At 54.0% G+C, this 18,699-nt stretch carries 14 protein-coding genes, 2 pseudogenes and 1 riboswitch; of the genes and pseudogenes, 6 read left to right on the forward strand and 10 right to left on the reverse strand.

The genetic code is table 11. The annotated features are described in order from the left end of the window. Positions 1–45 precede the first annotated feature (45 nt). On the forward strand, positions 46–969 hold the full coding sequence (locus BRO54_RS06535; RefSeq protein ID WP_176202421.1) for a DUF1385 domain-containing protein: 924 nt from the start codon (positions 46–48) through the stop codon (positions 967–969). A 22-nt stretch (positions 970–991) separates the two neighbouring features. Next, positions 992–1,348: an SA1362 family protein gene (locus BRO54_RS06540; RefSeq protein ID WP_074043488.1), complete on the forward strand. Its 357-nt coding sequence runs from the start codon at positions 992–994 to the stop codon at positions 1,346–1,348. Positions 1,349–1,426: 78 nt separating this feature from the next. On the opposite strand, the gene BRO54_RS06545 is transcribed toward BRO54_RS06540, so the two are convergent. After that, positions 1,427–2,308 carry a patatin-like phospholipase family protein gene (locus tag BRO54_RS06545; RefSeq protein ID WP_074043489.1) on the reverse strand — a complete coding sequence of 294 codons (882 nt, stop codon included), beginning with the start codon at positions 2,306–2,308 and terminating at the stop codon, positions 1,427–1,429. 87 nt (positions 2,309–2,395) lie between these two features. Continuing rightward, positions 2,396–2,821 carry a transcriptional regulator MntR gene (gene mntR, locus BRO54_RS06550; protein ID WP_011231898.1) on the reverse strand — a complete coding sequence of 142 codons (426 nt, stop codon included), beginning with the start codon at positions 2,819–2,821 and terminating at the stop codon, positions 2,396–2,398. Positions 2,822–3,597: 776 nt separating this feature from the next. Here mntR and BRO54_RS06560 point away from each other — a divergent pair. After that, entirely contained in the window at positions 3,598–3,996 is a 399-nt protein-coding gene (locus BRO54_RS06560; protein ID WP_011231899.1) for a hypothetical protein, read from the forward strand. A gap of 39 nt (positions 3,997–4,035) precedes the next feature. Here the strand turns inward: BRO54_RS06560 and BRO54_RS06565 are convergent, their stop codons facing one another. From BRO54_RS06565 to BRO54_RS06585, 4 genes and pseudogenes are all read right to left on the reverse strand, one after another. Then, entirely contained in the window at positions 4,036–5,448 is a 1,413-nt protein-coding gene (locus BRO54_RS06565) for a glycoside hydrolase family 18 protein (RefSeq protein ID WP_074043490.1), read from the reverse strand. 125 nt (positions 5,449–5,573) lie between these two features. Beyond that, a pseudogene (locus tag BRO54_RS06570) lies at positions 5,574–7,361 on the reverse strand (vitamin B12-dependent ribonucleotide reductase); the annotation flags it as partial. 401 nt (positions 7,362–7,762) lie between these two features. Beyond that, positions 7,763–8,548, reverse strand: a pseudogene (locus tag BRO54_RS06580) (ribonucleotide reductase N-terminal alpha domain-containing protein); the annotation flags it as partial. Between the two features lie 254 nt (positions 8,549–8,802). Continuing rightward, positions 8,803–9,639: a lipoate--protein ligase family protein gene (locus BRO54_RS06585; protein WP_066230505.1), complete on the reverse strand. Its 837-nt coding sequence runs from the start codon at positions 9,637–9,639 to the stop codon at positions 8,803–8,805. A 209-nt stretch (positions 9,640–9,848) separates the two neighbouring features. Here BRO54_RS06585 and BRO54_RS06590 point away from each other — a divergent pair, with 209 nt between their 5' ends. Further along, a complete protein-coding gene (locus BRO54_RS06590) occupies positions 9,849–10,223 on the forward strand; it encodes a rhodanese-like domain-containing protein (RefSeq protein ID WP_068894988.1) in 375 nt (124 codons plus the stop codon). 56 nt (positions 10,224–10,279) lie between these two features. Here BRO54_RS06590 and BRO54_RS06595 read toward each other — a convergent pair whose 3' ends face one another. From BRO54_RS06595 to gcvT, 4 genes are all read right to left on the reverse strand, one after another. Continuing rightward, a complete protein-coding gene (locus tag BRO54_RS06595; protein ID WP_083221531.1) occupies positions 10,280–11,467 on the reverse strand; it encodes an ROK family transcriptional regulator in 1,188 nt (395 codons plus the stop codon). A gap of 313 nt (positions 11,468–11,780) precedes the next feature. Then, positions 11,781–13,253 (reverse strand): aminomethyl-transferring glycine dehydrogenase subunit GcvPB, encoded by a 1,473-nt coding sequence (gcvPB, locus tag BRO54_RS06605; protein WP_074043523.1) that lies wholly within the window; start codon positions 13,251–13,253, stop codon positions 11,781–11,783. Further along, the gene (gene gcvPA, locus BRO54_RS06610; protein WP_074043492.1) at positions 13,246–14,592 is read right to left on the reverse strand and encodes an aminomethyl-transferring glycine dehydrogenase subunit GcvPA; all 1,347 of its coding nucleotides are present in this window, start codon (positions 14,590–14,592) and stop codon (positions 13,246–13,248) included. The genes gcvPB and gcvPA overlap by 8 nt, the downstream gene beginning before the upstream one ends. A gap of 35 nt (positions 14,593–14,627) precedes the next feature. Then, on the reverse strand, positions 14,628–15,722 hold the full coding sequence (gene gcvT, locus BRO54_RS06615; RefSeq protein WP_074043493.1) for a glycine cleavage system aminomethyltransferase GcvT: 1,095 nt from the start codon (positions 15,720–15,722) through the stop codon (positions 14,628–14,630). Positions 15,723–15,907: 185 nt separating this feature from the next. Continuing rightward, positions 15,908–15,997: riboswitch (glycine riboswitch) on the reverse strand. Positions 15,998–16,216: 219 nt separating this feature from the next. Here gcvT and BRO54_RS06620 point away from each other — a divergent pair. Both BRO54_RS06620 and BRO54_RS06625 read left to right on the forward strand, forming a co-directional pair. Beyond that, entirely contained in the window at positions 16,217–17,881 is a 1,665-nt protein-coding gene (locus BRO54_RS06620) for a DEAD/DEAH box helicase (RefSeq protein WP_074043494.1), read from the forward strand. Next, positions 17,868–18,662 carry a YqhG family protein gene (locus BRO54_RS06625; protein WP_074043495.1) on the forward strand — a complete coding sequence of 265 codons (795 nt, stop codon included), beginning with the start codon at positions 17,868–17,870 and terminating at the stop codon, positions 18,660–18,662. The genes BRO54_RS06620 and BRO54_RS06625 overlap by 14 nt, the downstream gene beginning before the upstream one ends. Positions 18,663–18,699: the final 37 nt, after the last annotated feature.

Raw genomic sequence — 18,699 nt, forward strand, 5'->3', positions numbered from 1 at the left:
AAATAATAAAATAAAAAATAGGTTGGTGTTGGCCTTATGAAATCAATGGAGAAACCGTTATACGGCGGCCAAGCGGTCGTTGAAGGGGTGATGTTTGCCGGCAAGACGCACTCAGTCACCGCTATTCGCCGCCATGATGGGACGATTGACTATTTTACGCTGCCTCGCCGCAGCCATCCGACGCTGGCTGCCCTGAAGAAAATTCCGTTTGTCCGCGGCATTGTCGCCATTATTGAAGCGAGTGCGAACGGGGCCAAGCATTTGCAGTTTGCCAGCGAACAATATGAGGCGTCCTCGGACGAAAAACAGGCCGCCGAAGAAAGCCGCTCCAAATTCGGGCTGATTCTCGGCGCCGCCGTCATCGGCGTGCTATCGTTTTTATTCGCCAAAACCATTTTTACGCTCGTTCCGGCGCTCGCCGCCGACGCCTTTAAACCGCTCGTACCGGGGAAAATGGGGCAAATTTTGCTTGAAGGAGCCTTTAAGCTTGCTCTTTTGCTCGGCTACATTTACTTTATTTCGTTGACGCCGCTTGTTAGGCGCGTGTTCCAATACCACGGGGCGGAACATAAAGTCATCAACGCCTTTGAAGCGGGGTGGCCGCTCACTGTTGAGCACGTCCAGCGCGCCTCGCGCCTTCACTACCGATGCGGCAGCAGCTTCATTTTATTTACTGTCATTATCAGCTTATTCCTTTATTTGTTCGTGCCGACGGATCCGCTTTGGCTGCGAATCGCAAACAGGCTCGCCTTAATTCCTGTCGTGCTTGGCGTTTCGTTTGAAGTCTTGCAGTTTACAAATAAATTGAGGGATATTCCGCTGCTAAGCTGGCTTGGCTATCCCGGGCTATGGCTGCAGCGGTTGACGACAAAAGAACCGGACGATGACCAAGTGGAAGTGGCCATCGCCTCGTTTCAGCGGCTTCTCCATTTGGAAGCGGAAGCCGAAAGGAAACAAGCGGTGCAGTAATCGATCAAAGGGGGTGGACTCATTGCGGCGCCGGGCCATTCATCCGCTTGTCGGGCTTATGATTTTGCTTGGAACGCTTGGCATTGTCTATACCCTTTTTGCCCATCCGACAGTGCTGTTCCGCCAGCTGTTGTTTGTCGCGCTGTTTTTAGCCGCCATTTATCTCTTCTACCGGTTCATATACCAACGCCGCACCGATAAAGATCGGTTATCGTATTTAAAGGCGGTGCGGCAGTCGAAAAAGCTCCATCCCCGCTCCGGGCGCAAACAAGCAAAGCCGGCGAAACTGAAGCGGCCGCTGAAAAAACGGACGGCCATTCCGCACTTGACCGTGATCGAGGGCAAAAAAGGCAAAAAAAAGAATCGAGCTTCGTTTTAGCTTGATTCTTTTTTGTTTGCCCCCGCCGTTCATCTAAAAATCGTCGGCAGAGGTGTGCCATATATGCCGCTTTCCTGTCTAGTACACCCATTGTCGCAAAAACTGCCGCGTCCGCTCGCGTCCGTAATCGATCAGGCGCCGGCGTGCTTCCGGATCAATGGAAAATTCGGTGGAAATGACGTTGTCCACTGGCAAAAAGACGATGTTTTTTTCATGGCGGCGCGAAATGTAGCGGGCATCATGGGCCTCCTTCATCGCCGCAAACAGCGCTTCATACAAGTCGAGGGCATTGGCGATGATTCGTTTCGGCCGCTCGCCTGGCTTCGGGCTTAGTTGAACGCCGAGCACCGGCCGTTTTTTCTTCTTTTCCTCATCAAACAAAAACAGCGGAAAATTGCTCAACACCCCGCCGTCGACGATGAGGGATACACCGTTTCGCCCGCGGAGGCGGACCGGCTCAAAGAAATAAGGAATGCTGATGCTCATCCGCACCGCCTTGGCGATGGAAAACGACCCAGGGTCAATGCCGTATATGGCTAAATCATCCGGCAGCACGACGATGCGCCCGTTCGTCACGTCGGAAGCGACGATATACAAACTGCCGGCCGGCACATCTTGAAACGTCCGCACGCCGCGGGCGGCGAGCGCCGCCTCGAGCCACCGCTCAAACGCCTTTCCTTGATACAGCCCAAGATGCCAATACAGGCGCACCCATTTCCAAAGCGGAAACGGAATCCATAGCGGCCGTTCATCCAAAAACTGCTCCAACTCCAACTCCTCAAGCAGTCGGGCGATGTCGCGGGCGCTGTAGCCCGCCGCCAACAGCGCCGAAAGCAGCGATCCCGCGCTCGTTCCGGCGAGCCGCTTCCAGCGCAGCCCTTTTTCCTCAATCGCTTCGTACGCCCCAAGCAACGCAAACCCTTTCACCCCGCCGCCGGAAAAGACGATGTCAATGTCCACCGCTGCCTCCCCTTTCTCGCTCTTTATACATATGTAAGAGAAAGAAGCGGCGTTTAGTACGGCAAACAAAAAAGAGCAAGCCTCAGCTTACTCTCCTTGTTCATTGCGCTTTTGGACATCGCGCAGCGCTTCAAGGCGGCGTTCGTCCTCTTGAAAATATTGCACCAAATCACCGATCCGGTCGATGGCGTTCCAGCTCAAATGGTGTTCAATCCCTTCCACGTCGCGGTAAATGTTTTCTTCGCTGACACCGATCAAACGGAGAAACTGCTCAAGCAGCTCATGGCGGTAGACGAGCCGCTGGCCGATTTTTCTTCCTTTTGGCGTCAAGACGAGTCCGCGGTATTTCTCATACACTAAATACTCATCTTTATCGAGCTTTTGCACCATTTTCGTCACCGAGGAGGGATGGACGGACAACGCTTCAGCGATGTCAGAGACGCGGGCATAGCCCTTTTCTTCAATCAAAATGTAAATTTGCTCAATATAATCTTCCATGCTTGGTGTCGGCAACGTTTGTCCCCTCCCATCACGTTTGTCTGCCGCAGACAAGTGCAGCGGCCGTCAGCATCTCTCATGAAACAGGCGTGTTGATGAACCAATAAAAACGATATAGATGCAATTTGAAGCTTTAACATTTGCAGCTTTTACCGAGCATTTGATCGACTGTCACGCCTTGGCGTGATGGAGAAGCCTACAGCTTGCCCTCGACAGTCGAAAAATGGATAAGCGACTTTTCCGTCAAGGATATGTTAAACGTTTTCGTTGCATCTATATAGATGAGAAAGCTCTATTTTCAGCTTTTCTGCCGCAGTCGGCCGCCTAGGCAAACAAAAAATAGCAATCAATCCCATTATACCATGATGGGGATATTACGTAAAATACTGCACCTGAGCCGATGGAAAAAAGCGAGCAATACCTTTCCGAGCGGATACGACAACGCCTCCGGCTCGAAATACACAAGCTTGGGCACAAACGGTTTCATCGTTTCCCCCCATTTCGTCCATCTTTATGGTTAGTATGGACGGGAACGGGGGAGTCGTTATCTTACTTTATTTGGAATTCTTTTTTCGTCTCATTGTCGCTCCTCATCCACATCCATCCGCCTCCCAGCGAAACCAGCGGGCATGGCCGTCGGTTTCAGCAACGATTTGCCGGCATTCTCGGCCATTGATCATGTTCCAACATACTGATTTCCTTTCAAAACATTCGCACACCTTTGAGATTCGTCATGACACCTAGTGGACGCAATGATATAATAAAATTAAACCGAAGGGGGGATATGAGAAATGTCTCACGAACTTGTCGAATTGCTTCGCTCGGTTCTGAAAGAGGAGTTGCAGCCCATTCATGAACGTCTCGACCGCCTAGAAGCCGGACAGCAACGCCTCGAAGAACGACAACAACGCCTCGAAGAACGACAACAACGCCTCGAAGAACGACAACAGCGCCTCGAAGAACAGCAACAACGCCTCGAGGAAAAGTTGGATCATTTCATCATCGAGACGCGCAGCCATTTCAAAAAAATTGAGGACGAGCTGGCCGACCATCGGCGCATGTTCGAGATATTGTCACATGATTGGCGCAACGCGAACATTGCGATTGAATATTTAAACCATAAGATCGGCCAGCACGATCTGGAAATTTATCAACTAAAAAAGCGGCTCGAACTCCAAGAAACAAAGTAAAAGCGCATGCCCCATGATCGGCGCATACGCTCGAACCGCTTATCCCCGCTTGCGAATGCGGAAATTGTCTTCTAACAGCACCCAGTTTTCCGGATACGGATACCCGAGCACCCAGTAGCTGATCCCGCGCAATCCGTATTCTTTCACCAATTCAAATTTCGCCAACGCGCTGCGGGCGTCTTCAAACCATACTTCGTGCTGACGCCCTTGTTCGTCCGTGTAGCGGTAAAACGGCGAAGCCGCCGCCGCATCGTATTGGATGGACGCCCCGTAGCGAATGGCGCGCTCTAGCGCCTCTTTCGGACTGAACGTTTCCGCCTCTTGCCCTTGCACGTGCGGCAGCACCCAGTCGCGGGCATAAATTTGAAACCCCATCATGATTTTGCTACGCGGAATGGCTGTCACCGCATAATCGAGCACGCGCCGAATTTGATTCACCGGCGAAATGGCTTGCGGCGGCCCAAACCGGTAGCCCCACTCATAGGTCATAAGGACAACAAAATCGGCGATGCGTCCGTGGGCTGGGTAGTCGTGCGCTTCGTACAGCAGCCCTTTTTGTTCAGCGCTTATTTTGGGCGCCAGCGACGTCGATAAAACATACCCTTCGGCGTGAAGCCGGTTGGCCGCCCGCTGCAAAAACTCGTTATACCGCTTGCGGTCGGACGGATAGACATTTTCAAAATCGACATTCAACGCGCGGTACCCTTTTGCTCGCATTACTTGAATGACGTTGTCAAGCAATCGCGTTTGCAGCGCAACGTCGGCCAGAATCGTCTGCGCCAGCCTCGAGCCCGGGTCTTGGTACGTAAAGTTCGTGATCGTCATCATCGGCACGACACGGGCGGCATAAGCCGCCTGAATGAATGCCGTATCATTGATCGGATTGAGCCCGCCATCGGCGCGGATCGTGTAGGCGAATGGCGCGGCATATGTCAAATGGCGGCCGACTTCGCGCACTTGCTCCGCTCCTTTCTCCCCTTGGTCCACCGTAAATGCGTTCACCTCGATGAGCGGCTTCGCCGGCGGGATGATGAGCCGCTGTCCGGGGACGATCATATTGGGATCGGCGATTGGATTGAACTCAATGATTTGCTGGACGCTGACCTGGTAGGTGGCGGCAATTTGCCCTAACGTTTCCCCGGGGCGCACCGTATGAAGGCGAGCCGGGATCAATAGCACAGCGCCTGGATAAATGAGCGCCGGGTTGGCGACTCGGTTCGCCTGCACGATGGCTTCAACCGCCACTCCGTACTGACGGGCGATTTGCCATAACGTTTCCCCTTTGCGGACCGTATGGTATCGATACGGCACCGGAATGACAACCGCCTGCCCAACAGCGAGCCGGTTCGGGTCGCTCAGTTCATTGGCGGCGACAATCCGCTCGAGTGGAACGCCGTAGCGCTGAGCCAACTGCCAAAGCGTCTCCCCGCGTTGGACGACATGAACAATCATGACGCTCCCCCTTTCGTTCCCTCCTTTTACCACTATATTTTTGCTTTTGCCTTTTATGTAAAAAAAAACGCCGGTTCCTCTACGGAAACCAGCGTTTCATCCATCCAAACCCATCCGTATCGCCATTACAGGCCGCACTTCAGCTGCGCGCCGCAGCTTGTGCACGTGTTGCAACCGCCGATCTCTTCGATCGTCCCTTCGCGGCAAATCGGGCAAATATTGCCGATTTCGGAACCGATTGTCACATCGGTGGCGCGCACATCTTGAATCGTATCAACGAGCACGACGGGGCGTTTCGTTTCTTTTTCTTCGAGTTCCTCCGGAAGCAATTCGAGCTGCTCCTCGATCTGATTCTCCTCAGCCTTTAACGTCAACACTTGCGCATCGCGGCTGCCGTCGACATAGACGGTTCCGCCTTTCGCACCGCAGCGCCATAAACGCTCGTACACTTTTTGCACTTGCTCGACGGTGTAGCCCTTTGGCGCGTTGACCGTTTTCGACAAGCTCGAGTCGACCCAGCGCTGAATGATGCACTGCACATCGGCGTGCGCTTCCGGCGGCAAGTCCATCGCCGTCACAAACCAAGGCGGCAAGTGGTTCGGGTCGGCTTCCGGGTGTTTGTCCAAATATTCTTGGACGATGTCCGCTTTCACTTCGATAAATTTGCCCAAGCGCCCGCTCCGGTAGTACGAGAACGAGAAGTACGGCTCAAGCCCGGTTGAGACGCCGACCATCGTTCCCGTCGATCCTGTCGGCGCCACCGTCAGCAAGTGCGAGTTGCGGATGCCGTATTTCAAAATATCTTGACGAATATCTTCCGGCATCCGTTTCATATAGCCGGTGTTGATGAACGCTTCACGCAGCTTGCGCGTCTCTTCCTCCGTTTCGCCGACAAGAAACGGGAAGCTGCCTTTTTCTTTCGCCAGCTCGATCGATGCCCGGTATGCGGTCGTGGCGATCGTGCGGAACAGCTCATCGACGAGCTGGTTTCCTTCCTCAGAGCCGTATGCTTTTTCGCAGTAAATGAGCAAGTCTGCAAGCCCCATGACGCCAAGGCCGATGCGGCGCTCGCCGAGCGCTTGTTTTTTGTTTTCCTCAAGGAAGTACGGCGTGGCGTCAATGACGTTGTCTTGCATCCGCACCCCGATTTCGACCGTGCGTTTCAGTTTTTCGTAGTCAATGACCTTCCGTTCTTTGTCCACCATGTTCGCCAAGTTAATGGCGGCCAGATTGCACACCGAATACGGTGCCAACGGTTGTTCCCCGCACGGGTTGGTCGCAACGACTTTTTGCCCGTACGCGCGGGCGTTCGTCATTTCGTTGGCGTTGTCGATGAAGAAAATGCCCGGCTCGGCCGAATACGTCGCGCAAATGTTGATCAGCTTCCACAGTTCGCGGGCGCGGATTTTCCGGTAGACGCGGACACGATAGCCCATTTTCTCCCATTCGCGTACATCGCCGACTTCATGCCATTTTTCGTTGTAAATGCGCATTTCCTCTTCGGAATAGGTTTCCACGTCCGGGAAGCGGAGCGCGTATTCTTCGTCCTTTTCGACCGCTTCCATGAACTCTTTCGTCAAGCAGACGGAAATGTTCGCACCGGTCAAAAAGTCTGGGTTGTGCACTGTATATGTACCGCCGGTGCGCAGTTTTTCTTCGGCGTCTTTGATGATTTCCTCAGTGAAACCGCCGTAGTCAGGCGCGTTCTTGTATCGGACGATCGCTTCGTACATCGCCCGCTCCCGCTCGGTGAGCGGCGTGAATTTCAGCTTGTCGCGCGCTGCTTTTTTGATGCCTTCGTCTTCCATATTTTCGAGCAGGTAGCGCAAAATGCGCGGGTTTTGCATTTTCGAGACGATGAATTCGATAATGTCCGGGTGCCAGTCGGCAAGCATAATCATTTGGGCGCCGCGCACATTGTTACTCACTCGCTTTCACGAGTGGGCTAGGTCATTTCTGCCTAGCTCTCCGCCTTTCGGTCGGAGATCAGACTATATCATCAGGGAAGAGAATGCTTCCCTGTCTCGCGCCTCGTAGCCCCGTCGCCGTAAGCTACGATTTACTCCTTCCATGGCCCTCTCCCCCCGAAACAACGTTCGTTATCCTCATTGTACCGAGGGCTGTAGGAAGTTTCAATAGTCGTTGAACCTTCATCTCCGTTTCCAGAGATGCTTGGCTGCTGGTTGCCCATTGTTGCATCCAACTTGTTTTCCAACCGTCACGTCTGCCGTCGCCGGCTGCGTTGTGGTCAAGTTGGCTTTAGGGTGTTCCAGCAATTCGCGAGATTTTACTCCCGCCGTCTGGCGCCTCATCAACGGGAGCCACCTTGCTCGACAAGGTGGGTCAGCTTCGCAATATCGTCAAGCCACGAGACCGACCCGGACGATTTGCCGTTCACCCCGCGCGCAAGCGTATGGCGCGGCCGCAATGTCGAGCCGTTCGTCCCAACGCCGCCGCCGCGGCTCATGATTTCCATCACCTGCTTCCGATGTTCGGAAATTCCTTCGCGCGAGTCTTTCACAAACGGCATCACATAGCAGTTGAAATACGTCACTTCCTTGCCCGAACCCGCCCCGTACAACACGCGGCCGGCCGGAACAAAATTCAAGCTGGCGAGCTCTTGATAAAACTTTTCGAACCACTCTTTCCGCTTTTCTTCCGTCTTTTCCACCGCCGCCAGCCCAGTCGCATTGCGCTTGGCGATTTGCTCATAGAAAATCTCGAGCGGCTTATCAATAATGTCGAGCGACCGAACCACAATGCCGGTCTCCGCCTCTTCCCCTTCGAGCACGTGCCGGTATTCGTCTTCAATCAACACGCGCGCCTTTTTCGCCTCCCAATCGATGTCGACGATAAACCCGAGCCCTCGTGCCGGGAATTTCGGATCCTCCTTGATCGTCAACACGACGAAGTCGCCCGGTGTGAGCGTCAGCTTCTCCGTATCTTTGAACGAATACCGGTCAAGCATGACCAAACGGGATACGCCTTTATGGGTGATGTGCATATCCGGCGTAATCGGATGCACTTGCGGAAATAGGCGGATATCCTCGTTCAGCTTGTCAATATTGATCTTCATTTTTTCGGATGACGCCACCGTCATTCTCCTATCTCTCCTCTTTTATATAATCTCTCATGTTTTTGGCAAAGTTGTCCTGTCTTCTCTACCTTACCATATCAAACAGAAAAAAACAATATATAGTATGATTTTTTATGAAAATCATACTATATATTGTTAAAGAGAACAAATGATTTCATTTTGTCAAGCAAAAAAAAACAAAACACGGCGAAAAGCGGAGAAAAACGGGGGAGTGCCGCCGTTTTTGCCGAAAAACGAACGATTTACCGCGTCGCTGTTCAGCGCTTGAAGTTCCATTCGTCGCTTTCGTATTTCGTCCGCGCCAGCTCTTCGACGTACGCCCGCTCTTCGGCGGTGAGCGTGTACGGTTCCAATACGATGTTCAATCCTTTTTCAAATCCTTTGTAAAACGCCTCTTTCGCTTCCTCGATCGTCACCGTGCGGCTAGTCAACTCATTGATCGCGACTGCCTTCTTTTTAAAATCGCGCTGCAGACGCTCTTTCACCCGCTCGTTTGGATATTTAAACAAGCTGAACAGCAGCTCTTCGTCCAGATCAAGCAAAATCGATCCGTGCTGCAAAATGACGCCTTTTTGCCGCGTTTGCGCGCTGCCGGCGATTTTCCGCCCCTCAACGACAAGCTCGTACCACGACGGCGCGTCAAAGCAAACGGCCGAGCGCGGGCTGCGCAAATCTGCCTTCTCTTCTTCCGTTTTCGGCACGGCAAAATACGCATCCAACCCAAGATAGCGGAACCCTTCCAAAATGCCTTGGGAAATGACGCGATACGCTTCCGTCACTGTCTGCGGCATTGCCGGGTGCGACTCGGAGACGATCACGCTGTATGTCAATTCTTTATCGTGCAGGACGCCGCGCCCGCCGGTCGGCCGACGGACAAAGCCGAGGCCGTGCCGTTTGACCGCCTCTAAATCAATTTCTTTCTCCACTTTTTGAAAATAACCAATCGACAACGTCGGCGGATTCCAGCCGTAAAAGCGGACCGTCGGCGGAATTTTGCCTTCGCTGTGCCAATCGAGAAGTGCTTCATCAAGCGCCATGTTAAACGACGGCGAGCCATCGCCGGAATCGATAAAGCGCCATACTTCTTTTGCCATCGTTCCACCTTCTCTATTGTTCCATACTCTAAACGCTGCGGCGGCTTGTCCACCACCGCCAAGGGGCGGGACGCTTTTGGCCGCCTTTATTAGTTTAGCAAACAACGCCGGTGAAGGAAAGAAAAATGGCATCGCGCAAACCTCTTTGCTTCCCGGCGGCGACTTTATATAATAGGAAATAGCAGACGAAGCGAAAGGAGGCATGACGGGTGGAAGTTTTGCTGATCATTGTCGGCGCGATCATCATTTATTCGGTGATCACATACATTTGGCAAAGACGAATTGTCAAATCGTTGACGGAAGAAGAATTCCGCGCCGGCTACCGAAAAGCGCAATTGGTCGACGTCCGCGAACCGGATGAGTTTGCGGCTGGACATATTTTAGGGGCTCGCAACATCCCGCTCACGCAGCTTCGCGTGCGCATGAAAGAATTGCGCAAAGACCAGCCGATCTATTTGTACTGCCAAAACGGACTGCGCAGCGGGCGGGCCGCGCAAATGCTCTACCGAAAAGGGTACCGCGACTTGTACCATTTAAAAGGCGGATTTAAAACATGGACCGGGAAAGTGAAGAAAAAAGCGTAGCCCGTTAACCAAAAAGGCGCTCTGCCCAAACAGGCAGGCGCCTCTTTTCGCATGCGCTAGACCGCCGCAAATTCCGGCGGCAGGACGACCGCCTCAAGCACCGAAGCAGCCGCGCCGATGGCGCAGCTTTTCTCTTTCAGCTTGGAGGCGATGATGGACGGCTCGCTTTCTTTTTTGACGAGAATTCGCTTTCTCACTTCTTGGCGCGCCGGACCGATCACATACTCGCCCGCTTGGGCAAGCGGACCGCCGATGATGACTGCTTCTGGATTGTACGCATAAATCACCTGCAACAACCCAACGCCGAGATAGCGCCCCGTTTCCTCCAAAATGCGCGCCAGCTGTTCATCGCTTTCCGCCGCCAACGCCATCGCAGCGATGGAAAAGCGGTCATCGAGCCATTCGGAACGCCCTTCTTCAGCCAAACGGCGTTCAATGTATTTTTCCGACGCATACATTTCCCAGCAGCCGATGTTGCCGCAGCTGCAGCGAATGCCGTTGACATCGATCGTATGATGGCCGATTTCACCAGCTAGACCGCTGACACCCCGATAGAGCTGATGGTGAAGAACGACGCCGGCGCCAATGCCGATGCCGGCGCTGATGTAAACAAAGTGGGCGAACTCGTTGCCGGCGCCGAACCACTTTTCTCCAAGCGCCGCCAGTTTCGCCTCATTCTCGACAATGACAGGACGCTCAGGCCACCGTTGCCGCAAAACAGCCGCCAAGGCGACATCGTCCCAACGCAAGTTCGGGGCAAAAATGACCGTCCCGCTTTCAGTATGGACGACGCCCGGCACGCCGATGCCGATTCCCATCACGCCGTACGGCGTCGCCGGCGCCCGGCGGATGGCCGCCTCGATGAGCTCCATCATTTCGCCGATGATCGCCTCCTGCCCTTCGGACGGGCGGAACGAACGCCGTTGCTCCCAAAGAATGTCCGCGTTTAAATTGGTCAACACGGCATACAAATAGTTCACCCCCAGCTCAACGCCGACAAGCGAGCCGGCGTCGGCGTTGAAACGAAGCATGAGCGGCCGGCGCCCGCCGGTTGACTCGCCGATTCCGCTTTCATGGACGAAATGCTCGGCGATCAGTTCGTCAACAAGCGCGGAGACAGTGGCCTTGTTCAATCCGGTTGTCTTGGCGATATCGGCGCGTGAAATCGGATGCTGGTCGCGAATCAATTTTAAGACGAGCTGTTTATTCATTTTTTTGACAAGGGAAATATTTCCTATCCGCACGTCTCTGTCATCCTTTTCATTTGATTGATCGAATGTGTCTTGCGAAAGGGCAGGGGCGCCTCGCTATTATGGCGGTTGCTGTATCCATCGATTCCTGCCGTGTTCGACTCTTGACCATCAGCTTTTTCGCCCAAGCCGTCGGGCGCCCGTGCACCGACTGTTAAGGCTAACTTCTCCATATGGACACATGCTTTTTCTTTCTTGATCTTAGTTTATATAATAAACTAATTCGACATTTCTGTCAATGACTCATCCGTCGTACAAAGAAACGGCCCGCTCCGTTAGGGAGCGAGCGCTCATCAATGCTCAAACGTCAGTTATTGCTATGTTTCGGTTTTTGGTAGCGCAAAATCGGCTTGCGCGCTGCGGTCGTTTCATCAAGTCGCTTCACAACGGTCGTATGCGGCGCTTCTTGAACGATTTCCGGATTTTCCTCCGCCTCTTTGGCGATTTGGATCATGGCGTCAATAAACGCGTCGAGCGTCTCTTTCGACTCCGTCTCCGTCGGCTCGATCATCATGCATTCTTCGACGATGAGCGGGAAGTAAATCGTCGGCGGATGGAACCCGAAATCAAGCAGCCGCTTGGCGATGTCGAGCGTTCTGACGCCAAGCTTCTTTTGCCGGCGGCCGGAGAGAACGAACTCATGCTTGCAATGGCGGTCATACGGCAAATCGTAATACTCAGCAAGCCGGCGCATCATATAGTTGGCGTTTAACACCGCATATTCGCTCACCGCTTTTAAGCCGTCCGGCCCCATCGAGCGGATGTACGTGTACGCCCGGACGTTGATGCCGAAATTGCCGTAAAACGGCTTGACGCGGCCGATCGATTGCGGACGGTCATCATCAAGGTAATAACCGTTTTCCCCTTTTTCGATGACCGGCTTCGGCAAAAACGGAATGAGGTCGGCTTTCACCCCGACCGGGCCGGAGCCTGGGCCTCCGCCGCCGTGCGGGCCGGTGAACGTTTTGTGCAAGTTTAGATGAACAACGTCAAAACCCATGTCGCCCGGGCGCGCCTTGCCAAGAATCGCGTTGAAATTCGCGCCGTCATAATACAGCTTGCCGCCGGCTTTGTGGACGATTTCGGCCATTTCGACAATATGCTCTTCAAACAGCCCGAGTGTGTTCGGGTTCGTAAGCATAAGCGCCGCTGTATCCGGACCGACGACGCGTTTTAAGTCATCCAAATCGACAAGCCCGTCAGCCGTTGAGCGGACAGTAACCGTCTCAAAACCCGCGACCGTTGCCGACGCCGGGTTCGTGCCGTGCGCTGAATCCGGGACGATCACTTTCGTCCGGTTGAAGTCGCCGTTTGCTTCATGGTAAGCGCGGATCATCATCAGCCCCGTCCATTCGCCGTGGGCGCCGGCCGCCGGTTGCAAGGTGACCGCATCCATGCCCGTGATTTCTTTTAAGTGCTCCTGCAAATCGTACATGAGTTCAAGCGCCCCTTGGACCGTTTTCTCTGGCTGAAGCGGATGAATGTAGGCAAACCCGGCGAGGCGGGCGACGTTCTCATTGATTTTCGGATTGTATTTCATCGTGCACGACCCAAGCGGGTAAAACCCGGAATCAACGCCGTGGTTTCGTTTCGACAGCGCCGTATAATGGCGCATTAAGTCAAGCTCCGATACTTCCGGCAGCTCCGGCTCCTCTGTGCGCAAGTAATCGTCTGGAATGAGTTCGCTGACATCAACAGACGGAACATCAAGCGCCGGCAGGCTGTAGGCGATGCGCCCCGGCTTGCTTCGTTCGAAAATAAGCGGTTGATCGTTACGCATGGCCATCCCCCAATTCATTGACAAACCGATCGATTTCTTCTTTTGTCCGCAGTTCGGTGACAGCAACAAGCATATGACCGGCAAGCTCCGGATAGTCAGCCCCAAGGTCATAGCCGCCGATGATCCCTTTTTCGAGCAGGCGATCGTTCACATCAGAAACCGGCCGTCCGAGCCGGATGACGAACTCGTTGAAAAACGGACCGGCAAACGGCGACGACAGTCCGCGCTTTTCAAGTTCCACCTTCGCATAATGCGCTTTTTGAATATTCATCGCCGCCATTTCTTTCACGCCCCGCTTGCCAAGCGCCGACAGCGCAACGGAAGCGGCCAAGGCGTTTAACGCTTGGTTGGAGCAAATGTTGGATGTCGCCTTATCGCGGCGGATGTGCTGTTCGCGCGCTTGAAGCGTCAAGACAAACCCGCGGCGCCCGTCCTCATCGGTCGTCTGCCCGACAAGACGGCCTGGAATTTTGCGCATGAGCGGCGCTTTGACAGCGAAATAGCCGCAATGCGGGCCGCCAAACTGCGTCGGAATGCCAAATGGCTGCATGTCGCCGACCACAATGTCGGCGCCAAACGCCCCGGGTGGAGTCAGCACGCCAAGCGCCAATGGGTTGCTGGCGACGACAAACAAGCTTTTCTTTTCATGCGCAAGCGGCGCGATCGCTTTCAGCGGCTCGATTTGACCAAAAAAGTTCGGGTATTGGACGACAACGCACGCCACATCATCCCCCATTTCCGCATCAAGCGCCTTAAGATCGGTGACGCCGCCGTCATACGGAATTTCTTTCACTTCGAGCTTCTGTCCTTTGGCGTACGTGCGCACGACTTCCCGATATTGCGGATGAACGGCGGTCGAGATGAGCACTTTCTTCCGCTTCGTATGCGCGGCGCTAAGGAGCACCGCTTCGGCCAGCGCCGTGCCGCCGTCGTACATCGACGAGTTGGCGACATCCATGCCGGTCAGTTCGCACACCATCGTCTGAAACTCAAAAATCGCCTGCAGCTCGCCTTGGGAAATTTCCGGTTGATACGGCGTATATGCCGTATAAAATTCAGAGCGCGACAAGACATGATCCACAACCGCTGGAATGTAATGGTCGTACACCCCGGCTCCTAAAAAGGAAACGTATTGTTTTACGTTGGCGTTTTTTTCCGCTAAGGCCGCAAGCTCTTTCCACAGCTCCGGCTCCGATTTGGCCGGTTTCACCTTCAGCTCGCCGCGGAAGCGGACTTGTTCTGGAATATCGGCAAACAAGTCGTCAATCGAGGCGACGCCGATCGTCTTCAACATCTCCTGTTTATCTTCTTCCGTCATCGGCAAATAACGATGGAGCACAGCGCTTTTCCCCTTTCCTTGTCGCTTTGGAATCGTCACTTGGCCCGCTTGTAAAACGGAATCGGCACGATGTTCGCTTTCAGCCGTTTGCCGCGGATGTCCACCTCCACCTCCCGGCCGATGGCGGCCACATCCGCTTCCACCAAGGCCAAGCCGATGTTTTTCTTCAGCGTCGGCGACTGTGTGCCGGTCGTGACGAAACCGACCTCTTCGCCGTCGGCAAATACAAGGTATCCGTGGCGCGGAATGCCTCTGTCGATCATTTCGATGCCGACGAGCCGGCGCGGCGGCCCCTCCTCTTTTTGCCGTTTCAACACAGCTTGGCCGATAAACGACGGCTCTTTTTCCGTTTTGACGGCAAAACCGAGTCCGGCTTCAACCGGTGAAATCGAGTCGGACAGCTCTTGGCCGTAAAGCGGCAGACACGCTTCAAAGCGGAGCGTATCGCGCGCCCCCAACCCGCATGGGAGGACGCCGTCACGAGCTCCGGCCGCGATGATGGCATCCCATAGCGCAACGGCATCTTTTGCTTGGCAATATAGTTCAAACCCGTCTTCGCCCGTGTAGCCGGTACGCGAAACGAGCGCCTTCACGCCCGAGACTTCGACGCCGTCGGCGAACGAAAACGGGCGCAACGCCGCCAAATCAAAATCCGTCAATCGCTGCAAAACGCGCTCTGCCGCCGGTCCTTGCAAGGCAAGCTGAGCCGTTTCGGCCGATACATCCTTGAGCTCGACGTCGCCCTCAACATGCTCGCTTAGCCAGGCGAAGTCTTTTTCCGTATTCGCGGCGTTGACGACAAGCAAATAGTCGTCGTCCGCTTTTTGATAAATGAGCAAATCATCGACTGTGCCGCCGTCCTCATAGCACATGAGCGTATATTGCGCCCGGCCGGGCCGCAGTTTGGCGACGTCATTGGTCATTAGTTTTTGCAAAAACGCAAGACTCCCGCGGCCGCGGACGACAATTTCCCCCATATGGGAGACGTCAAACAGCCCGGCGCGCGTTCTTACGGCCTCATGTTCTTCCTTGATGCTGGAAAACTGCACCGGCATCTCCCAGCCGCCAAATTCAATCGTTTTGGCGCCGCAACGGGCGTACACCGAGAATAGGGGCGTGCGCTTTAGCATCTGATTCCCTCCTTTGATCCACATCACACAAAAAAGGACAGACTCCCCCTATCAACAAGTAAGGGGGCTCTGTCCTGGCACCTGAAAGTTTCCCGCCGGCCGTTTGGCGCGTCCGTTCGCGGTCCGTGGGGCCGATCGGTTTCCTCTTGGGTGGCCTGCGTGAACGCAGGCGCTCTCCAGAGCTGCGTCAAGCAAGAGTCTTTTTGCCTGAGAGATTCGCGTTTTCCGCTTGCTCCTTCGGCGCTACATTCCGTAGTCTCTCCCCTTGCCGTCATCCGCCCATCGATAAATTGTTTTCAAAACGGGCATACTAACAAACGCCCTCATCAATGAGTCATGCGAATGTTCTAAATTTATACTACCATCAACTGCAGCCAAAGGGCAATAGGAAATAATCGAACTTTCATGGTAATTAGTCATAATAATGTTCTTGTTTTACCCAACATACCAAATGTAATCTATATAAACATTCGCAACAAGGGAAGGGGATCGCCATGAACATTGACCTTGAAATGGATGAAACATGGAAGGAGGAATTTTTGGCACGCGTCGAAAAAGACGGTCCGTGGGCGAGCTGGGAAATGTACGAACTGGCGCTTGAGGCCGCCCATCATTTAAGCGTCCCAGAATTTAATGGCTTGCAGGCGCCGAAACATTTGCCCCACTTGACGATCCTTCCGCACCAGATTGAAGTGGCGCGCCGCGTCGTCGAGGAGATGAACGGCAAAGCCATTTTGGCGGATGAAGTCGGGCTTGGAAAAACGATCGAGGCCGGGCTCGTCTTAAAAGAATATATGATTCGCGGCCTTGTGAAAAAAGCGCTCATTCTCGTTCCCGCCTCCCTTGTTTCGCAATGGGTGAGAGAGTTGAACGAAAAATTTTTCATCCCGGCCGTCCAGCAGAAAAAGAGCTACGTCTGGGAGCAGTGCGATATCGTCGTTTCATCGATCGACACGGCGAAAAAACCGCCGCACCGTGACATCATCTACGGGCAGTCGTACGACATGATCATCATCGACGAGGCGCACAAACTGAAAAATAACAAAACGAAAAACTACGAGTTTGTGCAAAATTTAAAAAAGAAGTTTTGTTTGCTACTGACGGCGACGCCGATCCAAAACCGGATCGAAGAAATTTTCAACCTCGTCTCGCTGTTGAAACCCGGCCATTTAGGCAACGCGGAACAGTTTGCCAAAACGTACGGAAAAACGCGGGCCATACAGACGAACGACCATTTAAAAGCGCTCGTCAACAAAGTGATGATCCGCAACCGCCGCGCCGACACGCCGATCGAATGGGCGAAGCGCCACGTTGAACCGGTGCTGATCGAGTTTACGAATGAGGAACGGGAACTGTATGAAGCGGTCAAGGCGCTCCGCCGCGAATCGTTCGCCGGCTCGTTTTCGCTCATCACGCTTCTTCGCGAGGCGTGCAGCAGCCGCGAGGCGCTGTTTCTCACGATCAAAAACATGATCGACAAATGCGGCGGGGCGGTTCCAGAGCCGCTTGAGCGCGTATTGGAAAAAATCAACGCCGTCACGACGAACTCGAAGGCGGAAAAAGCGCTCGAGCTCATCCGTTCCATTAATGACAAAGTCATTATTTTCACGGAATACCGGGCGACGCAGTTTTATTTGCAATGGTTTTTAAAGCAGCACGGCATCTCGTCCGTTCCGTTTCGCGGCGGCTTCCGGCGCGGCAAAAAAGACTGGATGCAGGAACTGTTTAAACACCACGCCCAAGTGTTCATCGCCACCGAGGCGGGCGGCGAGGGCATCAACTTGCAGTTTTGCCGCTATGTCATCAACTACGACTTGCCGTGGAACCCGATGCGCCTTGAGCAGCGGATCGGCCGCGTCCACCGGCTCGGGCAGACCGATGACGTCTACATTTATAACTTCGCTGTCAAACAGACGGTCGAAGAACATATTTTAACGCTTCTGTACGAAAAAATCCGCCTGTTTGAACGGGTCGTCGGCGAGCTGGACGACATTTTGGCGAAAATGAACCTCGCCAACCTGGAGCGCTACTTCGAAGACGCCTTCGTTCATTCACGGAGCGAAAGGGAGATGAAAATCAAAATGGAAAACATCGTCGCGATGATCGAGCTGGCGGAGCAGCTCGGAAAGGAAGGAGGAGAGCGGCATGCAACAACATGAAATCCGCCGCTTTGTCGAACGCTATTTTGCGGCCAACGGCTGCACGTTTGTGGAAGCAAGCGACGATTACCTCACCGTGCAACTGACGGCAGAAATGGACAAAGAGCTGATGAACCGGCCGTTTTACTGGCATTATATCGAACGGATAGGCGGCGTCCCGCAGCCGATGCAACTGACGCTCATCACCCGCGCGAGCGAACGGACGGACAAACTCAAAGGCGAGCGCCTCCATTTCGGCGCTCCCCGGCTGCACCAGCTGTTCCGCTCAGCGCAAAAACGCGGCAGCTTCATCCGCCTGTATGAGGAGCCAAGCGCGCCTTTGGACGGCAACGCCGCCCTCCATCCATGGCTCGGCATGAACGTCACGATTTCGTACGAATGCGACCGAAAAAAAGATGAAATCGTCTCCCTTGGCCTTCACCTCATTAGCGGAACGATCGTCGAGTCGTTTCATGAGCGGATGCGCGAGCGACGGCTGACGCCGAAAATCCCTGATTACTGTTTCACCATATCCCCGCTCATTAAACCGAGAAGCGGCATCGGCCGTCTCGAGCAATACATACGCAGCCGCATCGCCGCCGACAACCACGCGTGGGCGGATGAGGCGCGCCGACGCTGGGCCGACGATTTGGCGTTGCTTGATGAATTTTACAAAGACTGCGAAGAAAAGCCGGAGTGCTATTATATTGAGAAGGAAGCGTTGGAAAAGCAGTACAAGCCGCGCATCACCGTTTCCGTCATCAACGGCGGACTGTTTTATTTGCTGCCCCGCTCATCGTGAATCAACCCCGGGATCGGCCCATCCGGCTCGGAGCGCT

This window comes from Geobacillus proteiniphilus (genome assembly GCF_001908025.1).
Taxonomy (GTDB): Bacteria; Bacillota; Bacilli; order Bacillales; family Anoxybacillaceae; genus Geobacillus; species Geobacillus proteiniphilus.